General features: G+C 71.2%; 16 protein-coding genes. 8 read left to right on the top strand and 8 right to left on the bottom strand.

The window, feature by feature from the left end:
• The first annotated feature begins 114 nt into the window (after window positions 1-114).
• Window positions 115-1,593 (top strand): HAMP domain-containing histidine kinase, encoded by a 1,479-nt coding sequence (locus IPH07_16200; GenBank protein MBK6918936.1) that lies wholly within the window; start codon window positions 115-117, stop codon window positions 1,591-1,593.
• Window positions 1,590-2,969 carry a sigma-54-dependent Fis family transcriptional regulator gene (locus IPH07_16195; protein MBK6918935.1) on the top strand — a complete coding sequence of 460 codons (1,380 nt, stop codon included), beginning with the start codon at window positions 1,590-1,592 and terminating at the stop codon, window positions 2,967-2,969. Before IPH07_16200 ends, IPH07_16195 begins: the two co-directional genes overlap by 4 nt.
• Window positions 2,970-3,018: 49 nt before the next feature.
• Here IPH07_16195 and IPH07_16190 read toward each other — a convergent pair whose 3' ends face one another.
• The 3 genes from IPH07_16190 to IPH07_16180 form a co-directional block, all read right to left on the bottom strand.
• Entirely contained in the window at window positions 3,019-4,464 is a 1,446-nt protein-coding gene (locus tag IPH07_16190) for a L,D-transpeptidase family protein (protein MBK6918934.1), read from the bottom strand.
• Window positions 4,465-4,612: 148 nt separating this feature from the next.
• Entirely contained in the window at window positions 4,613-5,500 is an 888-nt protein-coding gene (locus IPH07_16185; protein MBK6918933.1) for an HDOD domain-containing protein, read from the bottom strand.
• Between the two features lie 44 nt (window positions 5,501-5,544).
• Window positions 5,545-6,540: an adenosine deaminase gene (locus tag IPH07_16180; protein ID MBK6918932.1), complete on the bottom strand. Its 996-nt coding sequence runs from the start codon at window positions 6,538-6,540 to the stop codon at window positions 5,545-5,547.
• 119 nt (window positions 6,541-6,659) lie between these two features.
• Between IPH07_16180 and IPH07_16175 the strand changes: the two genes are divergently transcribed.
• The 3 genes from IPH07_16175 to IPH07_16165 all read left to right on the top strand — a co-directional run bounded on the left by IPH07_16175 (window position 6,660) and on the right by IPH07_16165 (window position 10,813).
• Window positions 6,660-7,409: a hypothetical protein gene (locus IPH07_16175; protein ID MBK6918931.1), complete on the top strand. Its 750-nt coding sequence runs from the start codon at window positions 6,660-6,662 to the stop codon at window positions 7,407-7,409.
• A gap of 5 nt (window positions 7,410-7,414) precedes the next feature.
• The gene (locus tag IPH07_16170; protein ID MBK6918930.1) at window positions 7,415-8,890 is read left to right on the top strand and encodes a RimK family protein; all 1,476 of its coding nucleotides are present in this window, start codon (window positions 7,415-7,417) and stop codon (window positions 8,888-8,890) included.
• Window positions 8,891-9,946: 1,056 nt separating this feature from the next.
• Window positions 9,947-10,813, top strand: a complete 867-nt coding sequence (locus IPH07_16165; protein ID MBK6918929.1) for an N-formylglutamate amidohydrolase — start codon at window positions 9,947-9,949, stop codon at window positions 10,811-10,813.
• Between the two features lie 160 nt (window positions 10,814-10,973).
• Here the strand turns inward: IPH07_16165 and IPH07_16160 are convergent, their stop codons facing one another.
• Window positions 10,974-11,549, bottom strand: a complete 576-nt coding sequence (locus tag IPH07_16160; protein MBK6918928.1) for a hypothetical protein — start codon at window positions 11,547-11,549, stop codon at window positions 10,974-10,976.
• Window positions 11,550-11,564: 15 nt separating this feature from the next.
• Entirely contained in the window at window positions 11,565-12,482 is a 918-nt protein-coding gene (locus IPH07_16155; protein ID MBK6918927.1) for a diguanylate cyclase, read from the bottom strand.
• 103 nt (window positions 12,483-12,585) lie between these two features.
• On the opposite strand from IPH07_16155, the gene IPH07_16150 reads away from it, so the two are divergent.
• Window positions 12,586-13,713 (top strand): UDP-N-acetylglucosamine pyrophosphorylase, encoded by a 1,128-nt coding sequence (locus IPH07_16150; GenBank protein ID MBK6918926.1) that lies wholly within the window; start codon window positions 12,586-12,588, stop codon window positions 13,711-13,713.
• A gap of 272 nt (window positions 13,714-13,985) precedes the next feature.
• Entirely contained in the window at window positions 13,986-14,918 is a 933-nt protein-coding gene (locus IPH07_16145; GenBank protein ID MBK6918925.1) for a hypothetical protein, read from the top strand.
• A gap of 113 nt (window positions 14,919-15,031) precedes the next feature.
• Here IPH07_16145 and IPH07_16140 read toward each other — a convergent pair whose 3' ends face one another.
• On the bottom strand, window positions 15,032-15,556 hold the full coding sequence (locus IPH07_16140) for a hypothetical protein (GenBank protein MBK6918924.1): 525 nt from the start codon (window positions 15,554-15,556) through the stop codon (window positions 15,032-15,034).
• A gap of 291 nt (window positions 15,557-15,847) precedes the next feature.
• On the opposite strand from IPH07_16140, the gene IPH07_16135 reads away from it, so the two are divergent.
• Window positions 15,848-16,753 (top strand): hypothetical protein, encoded by a 906-nt coding sequence (locus IPH07_16135; protein ID MBK6918923.1) that lies wholly within the window; start codon window positions 15,848-15,850, stop codon window positions 16,751-16,753.
• Between the two features lie 55 nt (window positions 16,754-16,808).
• Here IPH07_16135 and IPH07_16130 read toward each other — a convergent pair whose 3' ends face one another.
• A complete protein-coding gene (locus IPH07_16130; protein MBK6918922.1) occupies window positions 16,809-17,507 on the bottom strand; it encodes a hypothetical protein in 699 nt (232 codons plus the stop codon).
• 68 nt (window positions 17,508-17,575) lie between these two features.
• Entirely contained in the window at window positions 17,576-18,694 is a 1,119-nt protein-coding gene (locus IPH07_16125; protein MBK6918921.1) for a polysaccharide biosynthesis/export family protein, read from the bottom strand.
• Window positions 18,695-18,710: the final 16 nt, after the last annotated feature.

The following is an 18,710-nucleotide window of genomic DNA, read 5'->3' as shown; positions in this document are numbered from 1 at the left end:
CGGGTCCACGGCGACGTCCTCGATGCGTCCGCGGGCGCGCACGCATCGAAGCGACACACCCACGCGAAGGTGGACTGCTGCATCTGCGGGCGATGGCGCTAGGCTGCTGCACGGATGCGGCTGACCGCGAAGTTCCTGCTCGCGTTCTTGATCACCACCTTGGTGGTGTTCAGCGTGGGTGGATACGTGCGGGTGCGCGGCGAAGTCGCCGAGTTCGACGACGACATGCGACTCGACGTCGGTGCCGTCGTGGCGTCGCTGTCCCACGCCCTGGGGCCGATGGTCGATGGTCTCGGCGTCGAGGCGGCCCGCGCCGTCATCGAACGCGCCGATCGGGGGGCGGTCCATCTCACGGTGCGCTGGGTCGGCCTCGACGACGATCGTCAGGGGCTCGCCGCGCCGGTCGTGCCGCGGACACAGCTCGGGGGCTTGCTCGCCGGCGAGCCCGTGTTCGCGCGGATCCCCGCAGCCGCCGCGGATCCGGGGGCGCTGGTGGCCTACGCACCGGTCGAGAGCCGACGCCTCGGACACACCGCGATCGAGGCCCGCGAGTCGCTCGCGAAGCGGGCCCGCTTCGTGTCGGACTCCATCGACCGTACCGCCTACTCGATGCTGATCGCGTTCGCGGCCAGTGCCGCGGTCGCGCTCGTGCTCGGCATGGCGCTCATCGGTCGGCCGCTGCGGGCCATCGTCCGCAAGGTGCGACACATCGCCACCGGCGACCTCGCGCGGCCGCTGCGGCTACGGCAGCACGACGAGATCGGCGAGGTCGCCTCGGAGCTGAACGCCATGTGCGACCGCCTGGCGCGCGCCCGCGAGGACCTCGCGTCCGAGGCTGCCGCACGCGCTGGCGCGCTCGAGCAGCTGCGCCACGCCGACCGACTCGCCACCGTCGGTCGGCTCGCCGCCGGCATGGCCCACGAGATCGGCACGCCGCTGGCGGTCGCCGCCGGGCGCAGCGCGATGATCGTCAGCGGCGAGGCCCAGGGCCCGGAAGCCGTCGACAACGCGCGCATCGTCGTCGAGCAGACCCAGCGCATCGCGATCATCATGCGCGCGCTGCTGGACTTCGCGCGGCGCTCCCCGGGCCGGCGCCGTCGTCTCGATCTGGGTGCGCTCGCCGGGCGCACCACGAGCCTGCTGATGCCGATGGCCGACAAGCGCGGCGTCGCATTGACGGTGGTGCGCGCCACCGACCACGCGCTCGACGTCGATGTCGATGCCTTGCAGATCGAGCAGGCGCTGTCCAACCTCGTGGTCAACGCGATCCATGCCACGGCTGCGGGCGGCCGCGTGACGATCACGCTCGACGACGTCGTTGCCACGCCGCCCACGGCCCACGGTGGGCGGCCAGGGCCCCACGCATGCCTGCGCGTGACCGATACCGGCACCGGCATGGACGCCGCGACCGTCGAGCACATCTTCGAGCCGTTCTTCACCACCAAGGACATCGGTGAGGGCACCGGTCTGGGCCTGCCGGTGGCGCACGGGGTGGTGTGCGACCACGACGGTTGGCTCGATGTCCGCAGCGTGCCCGGCGAGGGCAGCTGCTTCACCATCTACTTGCCGCGCGCAACGGAGGCCGCCGCATGAACCCACGGGTGTTGCTGGTCGACGACGAGCAGAGCCTGTGCGAGTGGGTCGCGGCCGCGCTGGCCAAGCGTGCGATCGACGTGACGTGGCGTCGCACGGGTGTCGACGCGCTGGCGTTGCTGGAGTCCGACGACTTCGACGTCGCCGTCGTGGATCTCAACATGCGCGGCATGGGCGGGCTCGAGCTGTGCGAGCGCATGGTCGGGTGCCGGCCGGATCTCCCGGTCGTGGTCATCACCGCGTTCGGCAGCCTGGAGACCGCGGTCGCGGCGATCCGCGTGGGTGCCTACGACTTCGTCACCAAGCCGTTCGAGATCGATGGCTTGCGGCTGACCCTCGATCGCGCGGCGTCGCACCGCGCCCTGCGCACGGAGTTGCACCGCCTCCGCCGCGTGATCCGCGACGGGCAGCACGTCGGCGCGATGCTCGGCGGCAGCGTGGCGATGCGGCGCATCTACGATCTCGTCGAGCGCGTGGCCATCACGGACACGGCGGTGCTCGTGACCGGTGAGAGCGGCACCGGCAAGGAACTGCTCGCGCGGGAGATCCACCGCCGCAGCCATCGTGCCGCGCGGCCCTTCGTCGCGCTCAACTGCTCCGCAGTGCCCGAGGCGTTGCTCGAGTCGGAGCTCTTCGGCCACGTGAAGGGTGCCTTCACCGATGCCGGCGCGCCGCGCCCGGGGCTGTTCCGCCAGGCCGGCGACGGCACCCTCTTCCTCGATGAGATCGGCGAGCTGCCGCTGCAGCTGCAGCCCAAGCTGCTGCGCGCGATCCAGGAGCGCATGGTGCGGCCAGTCGGGAGCGACGTCGAGTATCCCTTCGAGGCGCGACTCATCACCGCCACCAACCGTGATCTCGAGCTCGCGGTCGACGAGCGACGCTTCCGCGAAGACCTCTTCTACCGCATCAACGTGCTCAACGTGCACCTACCGCCGCTGCGCGAGCGGGGCGCCGACGTGCTGTTGCTCGCCGAGCAATTCGTGGAGCGCTACGCGGTCGCGCTCGGTCGCGGCGTCGTCGGCCTGACCGCCGAGGCGGCCGCCAAGCTCATGGCGTACGCGTGGCCCGGCAATGTGCGCGAGCTGCAGAACTGCATCGAGCGAGCGGTTGCACTCACGCCGTTCGACCGCATCGTAGTGGCCGACCTGCCCGAGCGCATCCAGGCCTTCCGTGCCGCCCGGGTCGTGCTCGGCGGCGAGGACCCCACCGAGGTGCTGCCGCTCGAGGAAGTCGAGCGCCGCTACATCCGCTGGGCGGTCGAGGCGGTCGGCGGTCACAAGTCGGTCGCGGCGCAGAAGCTCGGTGTCGATCGCAAGACCCTCTACCGCCGGCTGGCCGCCTACGATCGCAGCGATCCCGACAAGGCGGCCCGTTGACGCTGGCCGCCCCACGGGCGGTTGGAAGCCCCGCTCGGCGTGCGCGTGGCTAGCCCTCGACCTCGCCGAGGTCGGCGGTCGCGGCGAGCACAACCTGCGTGCCGTCCGCGATCGCAGCACCGTCGTGGATGCGCACCAACGAGCCCGGCTGCTCGGCGGTCGCGAAGGTCTCGCTCCACCCGGGCTGCACGCCGGGGCCGGTCCAGCCGTAGAGCTGGCGCGCGTCGATCGGCGCCAGGTTCACGCAGCCGTGGCTCTTGCGCTCGCCGAAGCTGCCATGCCAGTACGCGGCGTGCAGCGCGAAGCTGCCGATGAAGTACGACGTCCACGGCACGCGATCGACCGCGTAGGGGTCGTCGTCGCCGGGCCGGCTGCTCATGGTGCGCTCGGCCAGCTTTCGTTCGATGCGGAAGCTGCCGAGCGGGGTGTCGTGGGTGCGACGCCCGGTCGACACCAGGGTTGCGTAGACCGGGCGCGCGCCGACGTACGCCACCAGCACCTGCTCGGCGACGTCGATGTCGAGCCAGCGCTCGTCGGCGCCGATGTCGGCGGGCGCGGCGGTGCGTCGCGCGATGCGAACGTCGTCGCGCGCGGCCCAGCCCTCCACGCCATCGCCGAGTGCGACGCGGACGAAGCGACCGTCGTCGCTGGTCTCGAGCACGCGACCATCGCGGCGTGCCTTCATGCGTGCGACCACCTTCGAGCCCGCGCTCGCGGACGCGCGCAGCGCGATGTTGCCGTCGTCACCCCGGAAGCGCGCCCACACCCGCGGCTGGGCCAGGTCGTCGCCGACCGCGACGCCGTGGAAGCGCGAGCTGTCGAGCTTGCGGATCTGCTGGGCGGGCACGTAGCCGTGACGTGTGCGCCAGTAGCTGCGACCGCCATGGCTGACCCGCGCGAGCCGACGCACGGTGAGCGATGCGTCTGGGCGGCGACCTTCGTCACCGGCAGCGACCCGATCGAGCGCGTCGTAGATGCGCGTGCGCTCGGCATCGAGCTTGCCGTAGGTGCCAGGGACCACCGCGCCGCGGGGTAGGCGGGGCAGCACCGTGCTGCTGGCGGCCAGTCGCGTGGGCGTGACCTCGGCGCAGATGAAGCCGATCGGCTCGATCGCGCGCCAGCCCGCCGCGCAGCCGTCGGTCGAGCCGGGCTCGTGGGCGGCGACCCGCTCGCCCATCGCGATCACGCCGAGACGCTCGGCGTCGATCCGCGGCGCCGCGAACACGTCGGTGAAGCCGTCGAGCTGCACCACCGTCGGCGCCTCGAACAGCTCGATGCCGTCGTCGGCGAGGGTCGCCGCGGCGAGTGCGGGGATGCGGGGCGCCGCAGCGACGGCGCGTGCACTCGGCTCGGCGACCGCGGTGGGCTCGAGGGCACCGGCGGGGAGCGGCGGTGCGTCGGCGGTGCGGCCCTCGCCGGCGCGTGCGCAGCTGGACGCGAGCGCGAGCACGGCGAGCAGCGAGCACGTGAGGTGGGCGGGGCGAGCGACGTTCACGGGGGGTGTCGAGAGCACGGCGCGAGCCAGCGCGGCGGTGGGGGAATTCTCGTGGGGTTCGGCGTGGGTTGGGGCGAGCGGGGAGGTCGGCGGGGAGGTCGTTCGCTCCACTCGGGAAGCCCTTGCCCGACTCGGGCAAGCGACGGGATCACGCACGCACGGCGGCCTGCGCCAGCTCGAGGCTCGCGACCGGATCGAGTCCGAGCTCGTAGATCGGCGCGAGCATGGCGTCGGTCTCGGGCGCGGGCGGGCGCCCGAGACCGAGCCGATGCGCGAGCAGGTTCGAGACCGCGAGCACGTGACCGATCTGCGAGTAGCCGCCCTGCTCGTCGAAGTCGCGGTAGCGATGGTGCCGACGCACGCCCTCGATGACGAGCGCCGGGAGCTTCCAGCGCGCGGCCATGTGTGCACCGAGGTTGGGGTGCACGATCTCGGCGATCTCGTCGAGGATGTCGGCCGCGCCCGCGAGCGGTTCATGATCGCGCAGGGTGTGGATCGCGGTGCGGCCGAGGTCGTGCAGCAAGCCGCACACGAAGGTGTACTGCGGGTCGAAGCCGAGCACCCCGCTGAGACTGCGAGCGATCGCACCGACCGCGACCGCGTGCTCGCGTTCGGCCCGCACCGCGCGCTCGTTGCCGCGGAACACGTGGCACTCCATGACCGCCTGGTAGAGGATGTCGCGCACGGCTCCGCTGCCGAGTCGCTGCAGCGCGGCGGTCAGCGAGCGCACCCCGGTGCCGGCGTAGGCGGGCGAGGTCGCGACCGTGAGCATGCGCGCGGCGAGGGCGGTGTCTCTGCTGACCACGCGCTCGAGCCGATTCATCGGCGTGCTGGGGTCATTGGCCAGCTGCAGGGCCTCGGCGGCGGTCTCCGGCAGCAACGGCAGGCGGAACTTGGGATCTTCGACCGCGCGACCCAGCGCCAGCGCGATCTCGCGGACGCGACGCTGCCGCTCGGCGGGGTCGGCGGGTGCGGCGGAGGCCTCGATCACGTGGACGCGGCCGGGGTCGATCTGTCGACGGCCGCGCTGGTCCACCGCTGCTCCCATGGCGCGGGCATCGACCGGCCTCGGATCGCGCTTTAGGTGGTGAGCGGGTCCGCGTCGAAGTGCCGCGCCACGGCGTCGGCGAGCGCGGCGCGGCGCGTCGCATCGACGAATGCCGCGGCGACGGCGTTGTCCGCCAGCGCGCGCAGTTGGTTGCGATCGAGCGCCAATGCTGCCGTCACCGCCTCGAAGTTGGTCGCGATCGTGCCGCCGAAGTACGCGGGATCGTCCGAGTGCACGCTCGCGCACAGGCCGGCCGCGAGCATGCGCGCCAGCGGGTGCGCTTCGAGACGATCGACCACGCGCAGGCGCAGGTTCGAAAGCGGACAGACCGTCAGCGGCACGGCCGCGTCGGCGAGCCGCCGCACCAACGCGGGATCCTCGAGGCAGCGGACCCCGTGATCGATGCGCGACGCCCCGAGGATGTCGAGTGCCTGCTCGATGTACGACGGCGGCCCCTCCTCGCCGGCGTGGGCAACCACGCGGTGGCCGTCGGCGCGCACGCGGGCGAAGACCTCGGCGAACGCGGCCGGGGGGTGGTCGCGCTCGGACGAGTCGAGCCCGAAGCCGACGAAGCGATCACCGAAGCGCGCGCAGTCGCGGTAGCACGCGGCCGCGGCCTCGGGCGGCAGGTGGCGCAGGAAGCAGGGGATGATGGCCGTGGTCATGCCCAGCTCGCGTTCGGCGCGTGCGAGCGCCTCACCGAGCCCCTCGAGCACGGCCTCGAGCGCGACACCCCGGTCGGTGTGGGTCTGCGGGTCTACGAAGATCTCGGCGTGCACGACTCCATCGGCGGCCGCGCGGCGGCACCACGACCACGCCAGGTCGTCGAAGTCGCGCGGCTGCAGCAGCACCTGCGCACCGCAGTAGTACACGTCGAGGAACGACTGCAGATCACGGAAGTCGTAGGCCGCGCGCAGCTGCGCGATGTCGGGCCACGGCAACTTCACCGCGTTGCGACGCGCCAGCTCGAACATCAGCTCGGGCTCGAGCGTGCCTTCGATGTGCAAGTGCAGCTCGACCTTGGGCATGGCCCGCACGAAGCTCGCGGTCGTGGTGGCTTGGTTCACTTCGGGCCCCTCGAAAGACGAGCGATCAGCCTATCAGGGACGCGCGGCGATGCTCTACAATCGCGGGGGCCGACGCGCGAATGCCAGCCTCCCACACCACGCCGCCGCAGTCGCGGCTCGAGCTCGAGATCCTCCCGCAGCCCGACGACATCACCTGCGGGCCCACGGCGCTGCACGCGGTCTACCGCTACTACGGCGATCCGATCGAGATCGAGCGGGTGGTGGCCGAGGTGCCGATGCTCGCTGACGGTGGCACGCTCGCGGTGATGTTGGGCTGCCACGCGCTGCGGCGGGGCTTCGACGCGACGATCTTCAGCTACAACCTGCAAGTCTTCGATCCGACGTGGTTCGCCGACGGTGTCGACCTGGCCGACAAGCTCACGCGGCAACGCGAGGCGAAGCACGATCCGAAGCTCCACGCGGCGACCGACGCGTACCTCGAGTTCCTCCGTCGTGGCGGCGAGGTGCGGATGCAGGAGCTGAACGGCCGCATGCTGCGGCGATACCTCTCGCGCGGCCGGCCGATCCTCACCGGCTTGTCGGCGACGTACCTGTACGGCAAGGCCCGTGAGATCGGCGCGACCAACGAGCCCGACGACGTGCGCGGTGATCCGGTCGGCCACTTCGTGGTGCTGTCGGGCTACGACAAGGCCAGCGGCACCATCGAGATCGCGGATCCCTACGCCACCAATCCGTTGTCCGACGGTCACTACTATCAAACCAGCGTCGACCGGGTGATCTCGGCGATTCTGCTGGGCGTGCTGACCTACGACGCCAACCTCTTGCTGGTGCGTCCGCCCAAGCCGTTGGCGGGCTCGATGGAGGCGTAGGGGCCGTGCCGATCCTCATCGTCGTCAGCGACCTGGCCGACTGGCCCATCGACATCGCCGGCGCCAAGGTGGTGCTCGCGCGCGAATACCTCACGCGGCCCGAGTACGTCGAGATCAGCGACGCGAAGGTCTTCAATCTCTGTCGCTCCTACCGCTATCAGAAGCTGGGCTACTACGTGTCGTTGGTGGCCGCGGCCCGCGGCCAGCGACCGTTCCCGACCCCGGGCACGATCCAGGACCTCAAGTCGAAGACCATCGTCAACGTCGTCGACGGCGAGATCGAAGAGCTCATCCAGCACTCGCTCAAGCCGCTGCAGTCCGAGCGCTTCGTGCTGACGGCGTACTTCGGGCACAACATCGCCGCACGCCACACCAAGCTCGCGCAGGCGTTGTTTCGCCGTTTCCCGGCGCCGCTGCTGCGCAGCGAGTTCACCTACCACAGCCGTGACAAGCGCTGGGAGCTCACCTCGGTCGAGGCGCTGGCGCCCCACGAGGTCCCGCCCGAGCACCGCGAGTTCCTCACCGAGGTCGCGACCGAGTACTTCCGGCGCCGCCACCACGTGAAGATCGCCCGCGCCGCGACCACCGCCTACGACCTCGCGATCCTGACCGACCCCGATGAGGCGCAGCCGCCGTCGTGCGAGCGGGCGCTGCAGAAGTTCGTCGGCGCCGCCGAGTCGCTCGGTTTCGACGTCGAGATCATCGGCAAGCACGACTACACGCGTCTGGCCGAGTTCGATGCGCTCTTCATCCGCGCCACCACCAGCGTCAACCACCGCACGTTCCGCTTCTCGCGCAAGGCCGCGGCCGAGGGCCTGGTGGTGATCGACGACCCCGAGTCGATCCTGCGCTGCACCAACAAGGTCTTCCTCGCCGAGCTCCTGCACCAGCACGACATCCCTGCGCCGCGCACGATGATCGTGCACCGCGGCAACGTCACCGAGGCGATGTCGCAGCTGGGCCTGCCTTGCATCCTCAAGCAGCCCGACAGCTCGTTCTCGCAGGGCGTCAGCAAGGCCGAGTCGCCCGAGGAGTTTCGCGCGCAGATCGATCGCCTGCTCGGTCGCTCCGACCTCGTCATTGCGCAGGAGTTCACGCCGACCGCGTTCGACTGGCGCATCGGCGTGCTCGACCGCCAGCCGATCTATGCCTGCAAGTACTTCATGGCCGGTCAGCACTGGCAGGTCATCCATCGCGAGGGTGCCGGCGGGAGCGAGGAGGGGCCATCGGAGGCGGTGCCGCTCGAGCGGGTGCCCAAGCGCCTGCTGCGGACGGCGTGCAAGGCGGCGAACCTGATCGGCGATGGCCTCTACGGCGTCGACCTCAAGGAGTTCGACGACGGCCGCTACTCGGTGATCGAGGTCAACGACAACCCCAGCATCGACGCCGGGGTCGAGGACGCCCTGCTGATGGACGAGCTGTACCGCTCCATCATGCGGGTGTTCCGCAAGCGCATCGAAGAGCGCCGGAGGCTGCTGTGACGCTGCACCTGTTCGAGGGCTACGGCATCGAGATGGAGTTCATGATCGTGCACACGCATGATCTGTCGATCGCATCGATCTGTGACGTGGTGCTGCGCGAGCTCGCCGGCGCGCAGGTGAACCAAGTCGAGCGCGGTGCGCTGGCGTGGTCGAACGAGCTGGCGCTGCACGTCATCGAGCTCAAGACCAACGGCCCGGCGCCGCACATCGGTGGGGCCTGGGACGCCTTCGCCGAGGGCATCGCCGAGCTCACGCGACGGCTGGCGGTGCACGGTGCGATGCCGCTGCCAGGCGCGATGCACCCCACGCTGGACCCCGCGACCGCACGGCTGTGGCCCCACGACGGCAAGCCCATCTACGCCACCTATGACCGTGTGTTCGGCACCGCGGGCCATGGTTGGGTCAACCTGCAGAGCACGCACCTCAACCTGCCGTTTGCGGGCGACGACGAGTTCGGTCGCCTGCACGCGGCGGTGCGGGCCGTGCTGCCGCTGCTGCCGGGGCTGGCGGCGAGCTCGCCCATGTGTGACGGCGTGCTGGGCAGCGCGCTCGACACCCGGCTGCAGGTCTACCTCGGCAACCAACGTCGCATCCCGTCGATCATCGGCAAGGTCGTGCCCGAGCCGGTGTGGACCCGCGCCGACTACGAGCGCGAGATCCTGGCGCCGATGTATCGCGACATCGCGCCGTTCGATCCCGAAGGCGAGCTCCAAGACGAGTGGTTGAACTCCCGTGGCGCCATCGCGCGCTTCGACCGCGACGCGATCGAGATCCGAGTGCTCGATCTGCAGGAGCACCCCGGCGCCGACCTGTCGATCACCGATCTGGTCGCGTGGGTCGTGCGCGGCCTGGTCGAGGAACGTGAGGTGTCGATCGCCGAGCTACGAGCGCTCGACACCGACGCGCTGGCGCAGCTGTTCGTCGCCGCGGTGTCGCAGGCCGACGAGACGGTGGTCGAGCACGCGCCGCTGCTGCGCGCGCTGGGCTGCGCGGCGACGCGGCTGGGCCTGCGCGAGCTGTGGGCGGAGCTGGCCGGACGGCGCTGGGCCGCAGCCGATGCGGATCCGCGGCTGCGTGCGCCGCTCGAGACGATCGTGCAGCAGGGCCCGCTGGCCCGGCGGCTGCGGCGTGCGCTCGGCGACGCACCGACCCGCGCGCGCATCGACGCGGTGTGGCGGGAGCTGGCGGCGTGCCTGCAGCGCATGGAGTCGTTCACGGGTGCGTGAGCCGCCGGTGCTGCTGCTGTCGTGCGAGCACGGTGGCAACCGCGTGCCGACCGCGCTGCGCCACCACTTCGCGCGGGCGTCGGAGGTACTCGCGAGTCACCGCGGCTACGATGCCGGCGCGCTGGCGGTCGCACGACGACTCGCGCGTGGCTTCGGCGCACCGCTGTTCGCCGCGACGGTGTCGCGGCTGGTGGTGGACCTCAACCGCAACGCCCGTCACCCGGCGGTGATCTCGAGCTGGCTCGACGGGCTCGACGCCGAGGCCCGCGCACGGCTGCTCGCCCGCTGGCATGCGCCCCATCGCGCGCGCGTTCGCGAAAGCGTGGCCGCGTTGCTGGCGGACCACGACCGCGTGCTGCACGTGGCGGTGCACTCGTTCACCCCGGTGCTGCACGGCCAGGTTCGCAACGCCGAGGTCGGCCTGCTGTACGACCCTTCGCGCGACCTCGAGGTCGCGCTCGCGCGTCGCTGGCGGGCGCAGCTGCGGGGCCCGGCGCTGCGCGTGCGCGCGAACTATCCCTACCGCGGCACCGCCGATGGCCTCACGACCTGGCTGCGCACGCAGTTCCCCGCGCGGCGCTATGCCGGCATCGAGCTCGAGCTGAACTGCGGCCTGCTCGCGCAGCCGCAGCGGTGGCGTGGGCTGGTCGCGGCGGTCGAGTCGTCGCTCGCGTGGCTGGTCGCGCGGCGCGTCTAGTACCTCGACACAGCGATTGTGACGGGCCATAACACCGCCCTGACCGCGCCTCGCTGCGTTGCCGCACCTTGAAATACGCCCGGTATTCCGGCGGCACGGCGCCTTGCGGAGTCGCGGCCATGACGGCGTTCTGACCCATCACTATCGCTGTGTCGAGGTACTAGCGGTGCTCGGCGTCGACGAGCGCCTGTGCGGCGATCGACTCGGCGCGACGTCGTGCCTGCGCGACGCGGGCCAGGCGGGCTGCGACCAGGATGCCGGTCACGGCCGCCAGACCGAAGCCGCCGAGCCACAACAGCGGCGCGCCGAGCAGCACACCGATCACGACCGACAACAGTGCGGCGCCGCCCAGGCCGCCGGCCGACAGCGCCAGCGCGCCGGCGGTCGCGTCGACGTCGACTCGCACGAGCGCGCCGCTGGCCTCGTCGCTGCGCACCATGACGCGGTACGTGAGTCCGTTGCGGTCGTCGACGATGTCGAAGCGGGCATCACCCTGGTGATGCCCGCCGAGGCCGGTCTGTCGCTCGATGCTCTGACGCACCAGCGCGAGCGCCTGCGCCGGCGGAGCTGCGATCGCGCCCTCGAGCGCGAGCTCGGTGCCCGGTCGGCGCGCCAGGGCGGTGGTCTTGGGGCCACCGTCGCGCTCGGCCAGCGCGTCTCGTAGCTCGGCGGGCGAGATGCCGGCCTCGGCGGCGGCCTCGCGGAGCTCGTCGTTGCTAAAGCCTTGCGTCGCCATCGCTCGAGCCCAGACTCACAGTGCGAGGCCCGGCGGCTCGATCACGGCGGTCGGCGTGGCGACGCGATTGCGGCCCGCTCGCTTCGCGACGTAGAGCAGGCGATCGGTGGCCTCGACCAACGCCGTGGCCTCGGGGTGTTGCGCGGGGTCGTAGCTGGCCACGCCGACCGAGATGGTCACTGGCAGGGTCTCGCCGTCGTAGACGAACTTGGTGGTCTCCACCAACCGACGCACCCGCTCCGCGAGCTGCGTACCGTGGAGGATGGTGGCATCGCGGGCGATGATCGCGAACTCTTCACCGCCGATGCGGCAGAACGCGTCCTCGGTTCGCAGCGAACCCATGATGCACGCCGCCAGCCGCTGGAGCACGTGATCCCCGGCGGGGTGACCGTGCTCGTCGTTGACGCGCTTGAAGTGATCGACGTCGAGGATGATGAGCGACAGCTCGAGCTCGTGGCGCTGCGCGTGGCTGAAGTCCTTGGCGAGCTGCTCGTCGAAGTAGCGCTTGTTGTAGGCCTGCGTGAGCGGGTCGCGGGTGGCCGACTCGTAGAGCTGCTGCTGGAACTGCTCCTCGAGGGAGTCCTGGAAGCTGAACTTCAAGATGGTGACCGAGCCGAGCTGGATGCGGTCGCCGTCGGCGAGGTCCTGTCGGTGCACGCGCTGGCTGTTGACGTAGCTGCCGTTGGTGGAGTCGAGATCGATGAGCTCGACGTTGCCCTCGGGGTCGCGGTGGAGCTTGAGGTGTAGCCGCGACACGCCCTCGTCCTCGAGCCGGATGTCGGCGTCGAGCGAGCGGCCCAGCGTGACCTCGCCGGCCGGCAGCTTGAACATCTTGCCGACGCTGCGACCACTCAACACGATGACGAACGCGTTGCGCTCGTCACTGCTGGGGGGCGGCAGTCGCCGCCGGATGACGGTCTGTTCCTCGTTCACCGCGGATTCGAGCGCCGTTTCGGTTGTGCCAGAGCCGGGCGAAAAAGGGAACCGGCAACCACCCGCTCGGGCTGGGGGTTGGGGGTATGCTTGCCGGCGGTCGATGGATCGAAGTGCCGGCGACACCACCCTCGCGCTCGACGCCCGCATCGCGGACCTGATCGCGCGCGGTGTGGAGGTCGTCGATCCGCGTCAGCTCTGGATCGCGCCCGACGTCGTGCCCACACGGGTGCACGCCGGGGCGCGCCTGTGGCCGGGCACCCGACTACTCGGCGCACGCACCTTCGTCGCGCCGGGGGCTGAGGTCGGCGCCGAGGGGCCTGCGACGCTCCACGACGCCGTGCTCGGGCCGGGCGCGATCGTGGACAGCGGCTTCGTACACGGCGCGGTGTTGCTGGACGGCGCGCGGCTGGGCGCCAACGCGCACGTGCGACCCGGCACGCTGCTCGAGGAGGGGGCCTCGACCGCCCACGCCGTGGGCCTGAAGCAGACGATCCTGCTCGCCCACGTGACGCTGGGATCGCTCATCAACTTCTGCGACGTGCTGATGGCCGGCGGCACCTCGCGGCGCGATCACTCCGAGGTCGGTAGCGGTTTCATCCACTTCAACTTCACGCCGTGGGGCGCGAGCGGCGACAAGGCCACACCGTCGCTGGTGGGTGACGTGGTCGCAGGCGTGCTGCTGCGACAGCCGCGGATCTTCCTCGGTGGTGCCGGCGGCATGATCGGGCCGCGACGCGTCGAGTACGGCGCGATCGCGGCTGCGGGGCAGGTACTGCGCCGCGATGTCGCGGCCGGCAAGCTGGTCTCGCAGCCGACCCCGACGCTGTCGCTCGAGCGCCGGCCGCACTTCCTCGACGGGCTGCAACCCCGACTGCAGCGCAACCTCGAGTACATCGCGCAGCTGGTCGCACTGTCGACGTGGTACCGCGAGGTCCGACGTGCCCGTGCACGCACGGCGATCGCGCGCGAACTCGTCGACGCTGCGTTGCACACGATCGCGCAGGCGATCACCGAGCGCATCGATCGGGCGCGCGCGTTCGCACGAGAGCGCGGCGCGTCGTTGCCCGCGATCGAGCTCGCGCCGTCGGTACCGTGTCCGCTGTCGCTCGACGCCGACGATGGTCGCGACCACCTCGCCTGGGTGGCCGCGCTCGACGACGACGCATGCACGGCCGCGGCCGCGTGGCTCCGTGCGGTCGCCGATCGCGTCGTGACGCCCGCGGATTGAAGCGCGGTGTTTCGTGGCCGCGCGCGCAGCCGCGGCGGCGCCTTCGGCACTCCGACAAATCGCCGCGATCGATCGCAGCGCCGGCCATCACGAAGCACGATGACGCGCTCGAGCGCGAGCTCGTCCTTCGCCTCCGCCGGCCGCTGATCCGGCGTCGCGCGACGATCCGTGCGGTCGCCGATCGCGTAATGCAGCCCGCGAAATGAGGCGCGAGTCATGCGAGAAATGGATGTTTTGAGCCGCTGACGACTAAGCTATGATAGCTTCTTGGCATGGTGACGTCGCGGCGATGGGGACTCGGTGGATGGCTGGCGTGGAGCGCCGCATGCGGGCCAGTGGTCGGGCTCGACGGCGACGGCGGCCGTGGCAGCGACGGTGACGGTGGCACGACCGCGACGACCGCGACGACCGCGACGACCGCGAGCGCCACGGTCGGCACGACTTCGTCGGGCTCGACGGGCACGAGCACGAGCGACACCGGCGCGGCGACGGTGGACCCCGACACCGTTGGCGATAGCGCGACGTTCCTCATCGACCCCGACGTGCCCGAGGCCATCGCGTGCGATCTGTGGCAGCAGGACTGCCCCCGCGGGGAGAAGTGCATGCCGTGGGCGAACGACGGCGGACAAGCGTGGAACGCCACCCGCTGCAGTCCGATCGCCGCCGATCCGAACGCCATCGGCGAGCCCTGCACGGTGGTGGGCTCTGCGGTCTCCGGGATCGACGACTGCGAGTTCGGAGCGATGTGCTGGAACGTCGACCCCGACACCTCGAGCGGCACCTGCTACGCGCAGTGCACCGGCAGCGAGGCCGCGCCGCTGTGTCCGGATGCCTGCGACTCGTGCACCCTGTCGGGCTCCGGGGTGATCAACATCTGCCTGCCGGCGTGCGATCCGCTGGCGGCCGATTGCGGCCCCGCGCAGGTCTGCGTGCCGATCTTCGCGGGCTTCTCGTGCGTGCCGCTCGGGGTCTCCGAGCCCGCGAACGTCGGCGAGTCGTGCGAGTACGTCAACGTCTGCGCCGCGGGTACGGTCTGCGTGGATGGTGCGTGCGACGGTGTCACCGGCTGCTGCAGCCCGGTGTGCGCGACCGATGGACCGGACGGCTGCGATGCGATGCTGCCGGGCACGTCCTGCCAGCCGTGGTCCGACGCACCGTCCGACGCGTGCGGCCTCGCGAACCTCGGTGTGTGCCTGTTGCCGTGACGCGCGAGCGCGGTCGCGAGCGGTGATCGCATGCGCGAACGCCCCCCGGAGCGCGGCGCTCTTCTCGAGAAAGAGCGCCCCGCGGGAGGCGTCGCGGTGAGGGGGCGAACGCGCTACTTCAAGACCACGCTCGCGGTGGTGTCACCCACGCGCGTGATGCAGCAGTTGTCACCAAGCGACCACATCATGTCGTAGGTCTCGCCCGCGGTCATGTGCAGGCCACTGCGGGTCTCGTTGTACCAGCTGACCGTGAACTCGGTGCGATCGTCCGAGATGTCGACGCTCCACTCGCCCGGGCCCGACGGGTCGGGCGGGACCAGCGTGCCGTCGGCCGTGAGGCTGGCGCTCACGCCGGTGCGCGGGCTGCTGACGACGAGATCGAGCGAGTCGATCACGTCGAGCAGCGCGACGTCCTGCGAACCGTCGGAGCGATAGCCCAGGTCGGGCAGCGGATCCGAGAGCGCGAACGTCATGCTCGCGACGTCGTCCGTCACGGTGGCGTCGGCCTGGCCGTCGCCGTCCGGATCGAGCACGGCGGCGGGATCCTCGACGTCGACCTTGGCGACGCCGGATTCGGTGGTGTCTCCCGCACACGCGAACGTGCACAGGGCTGCGATGGCTAGCGTTGTCTTCTTCATCGGCGCGACCTCCAGAGTCGGTGTTCCCTCTCTTCGGCCCGTGCGCCGAGGACTCAAGTACGGCATCGGGACACTTGCGGCCCGATTCGCGACCCCCGGCCACATCGGGACGTGCGCGCCGGTTGCCCCGCGGGCCCGCGGCAACCATGAGGATCGACGGCACCATCGACCATGCCGCGCTCGCGTTCGATCCCAGGTTCCACAATGGCGTGTGCCGCCGCCGGCCCCGCGATCTCGTCGATCGCCGCTGCGCCGCGGGCTCGCCGACGGGCCCACGCGATGGGCCGATCGATGATCGCCTCCGTCGGGCTCGCGCTCGCGACGACGTCGGCCACGCCTGCGCGCGCAGCGGAGCCGGCGGTCGTCCGTGTGCCCACGTGTGACCCGAGCGATGCACGCGCGCCCATCGATCTCGGCCAGGTCCGCTACCTCGACCCCGCGTGTCGCCGCAGCGGGTGGCTGGGGCTCGACGTCGGCGGCGTGGTGCTGCCGGCGCGCCTGGGCCTGTTCGATCGCACGGTGTGGACGCTGCGCATGGGTCCCGCGTGGGCGATCCGGCTCGCGCCCTGGCTCTCGCTCGGGGGGCGCCACGGGCTGTCGTGGTACGACGCGGGCAACGTGCGCCTGCGCGTGCACGACCACCAGCTCGAGGCCGCGGCGCACCCGCTGGTCGCGAGTGGTCACGCCCGCATGCACGATCGGCTCGCGATCGGCGTCGAGACCCACACCGTGCTGCTCGCTCGCGTGGACGGGCTCGACTTCAAGCTCGGGGGTGTGCGCGACGTCGTCGCCTACGCCGGCTACGGCATCTCGCACCGGCTGTCGCGGCGGTGGTCGCTGGCGTGGCACCTGCAGCTGCGCCACGCGTGGGTGTTCGTCGACACGCAACGGCAGCTGCGCGCCGGCGTCCGCGCGAGCTTCGAGCCGCGGCCCGGACATCGCCTCGCGCTCGAGGCGTTGGCCTACGGCATCCATCGCAACCCGCGGCAGGCCGGCACGCAGATGCCCCGCACGAGCCTGCACGCGCAGATCGCCGGCGAGTACGCGTGGTTGTCGCGTCACGGCGTCGGGCCCACGCTGCGGCTGCGCTACGCGACCGGCTTCCTGGCCGGCGAGGCGCCGATCTACGAGGTCCGCGAAGAGAGCCTGTCGACCAGCTACGTCGATCTCACGATCGGTCTGCGCGCGCGCTGGTAGGCGACGCCGCGCCGGCTCGCGGCGCACCTCGTCGGCACCGACCCAGATCTCGGCGTCAGGCGCCGGGCTCGAACGGGCGACCGTCCGGGGTCGGCCGATGGAGATCGCTGCCGACCTCGTCGACCCAACCACGCGCGACGAGGTCGGCGAGGAAGCGACCTCGCGCACCTTCGCCGGGCACGTTGACCTTGCCGACGGTGCGGTTGACCTGGAAGCGACAGCCCGCCGCGCGAAGGTCCTGCAGCAGCTCGTCACCCTCGTCGCCGCGCAGCCAGTGGTAGCGCTCCACGTGGGCCAGCAGCGGCGTGAGCCCGCAGTCGACCAGCGCGCGCACGACGTCGAACAGCGGTGAGGGCACGTGCTCGCCGGTGTGGGCCTCGAACAACACGTAGCGCTCGGGTCCGAATGCGATCGCCCGGCCACCGCGGATCCGAGCCTCGAGGGTCTCGTCGAGGAAGTGCTCGGCCCCGAGCTCGAGCTCGACGTCGAGTGCGGCCGAGCGCGCCGCGTCGCGCAGGTGGGCGAACGCGCGGGTGAGCGACTCCGGCTCGTTGTCGTACTTGCCGGGATACACGTGCGACGTGCACACGATGGTGCGTGCCCCGGCCTCGCGCAGCAGCGCGAGCATGGCGAGTGACATCTCGAGGTTGCGGCTGCCGTCGTCGACGCCGGGGATCACGTGGCTGTGGCAGTCGCGCTCGCGCAGGCGGATGCCCTCGCTCGGGCGCGGGCGCTTCTTGAACCAATCGAACAAGGTACGAGCTCCTGGAACCTCGCGTAACGTCGTGGCCGGCGACGGGCCAGCCCCCTCGCGCGTGATCTCTATGGATTGCTGACGCTGGCCGCCGCCGTGGCCGCGCGCGCGGCCACGCCGGCACCGCCCTGCGCAGCCAGGCCCAGCGCCTGCGCGCCGAGCAGGAACGGCAGGATCTGCTGCATGTAGCGGCTCGCGGTCGAGAGGCCGGTGGGCGCGACGATGATGCGGTCGCCCGGACGCAGGCGGATCTGCTCGTCGACCAGCAGCGCCTCCTCGAGCTCGATGCGATAGACCACGGGCTTGGCGAAGCCGCCACGGATGACGGCGAGCTCGCGACGCGCCCGCGCAGCGGTGGGGCCACCGGCCTGGGCCAGCGCCTCGGCCAGCGTGAGGCCCGAGGGCGACATCGCGACCACGCGCGGCTGCATGACCTCGCCGAGCACGAAGACCTTGCGATCGCTGTTGTCCGGCACGAAGACCACATCGCCGGCGCGCATGAAGACGTTGCGGCTGGTGTCGCCGCGGCGGAGCAGATCGCCGAGGTCGATCGGCAGCAGCTGGCCCTGGCGCACCACGGTCGCGGTCTCGAGATCGGCCTGCTCGGCGGCACCTCCGGCCAGGGTCAGCGCCTCGAGCAGCGTGGTGTCGCCGTCGACGGCGAAGGTGCCGGGCTGTCGCACCTGTCCCAGCACGTGGAACTTCTGCGACTCGTAGCGGAGGATCTCGACCGTGACCTGCGGCTCGACCACGTAGCGCGCGACGGCTTCGCGCAGCGCGGTCTCGAACTCGGTGAGCGTCAGGCCCGCCGCCGCGATCGCGCCGACCACCGGTAGGTGGACGTGGCCATCCTTGCGGATCGTGGTGCCCGAGGTCTGACCGAGCTCGACACGGTGCGAGCTGAGCTCGGGGTGGTTCATCACGAAGATGTCGAGCACGTCGTTGTTGCCCAGGCGGTACTCGTCGCGCTCGGCCGCAAAGTCGTAGCTGACCTGCTGCACGTCCATGCCGCCGTTGGCGTCGGCGATGAAGGCGTCGAGATCGCGCAACAGCACGCCGTCCTTCTCGGTCATGCGGTGGAAGCGGAACTGATCCGCCGCGCACCCACTGGTGCCGATTGCGGACGCCAGCAGCACGCCGAGCGTGCGGACCAGGCCGCCGCGACGACGGGTTTGGGGGTTGCACATCGGTCCGCCACCGCAC

It is taken from the genome of Deltaproteobacteria bacterium (genome assembly GCA_016709225.1).
Lineage (GTDB): Bacteria > Myxococcota_A > Polyangia > Nannocystales > Nannocystaceae > Xiheibacterium > Xiheibacterium phototrophicum.
This window is presented reverse-complemented; position numbering and strand designations above follow the sequence as displayed.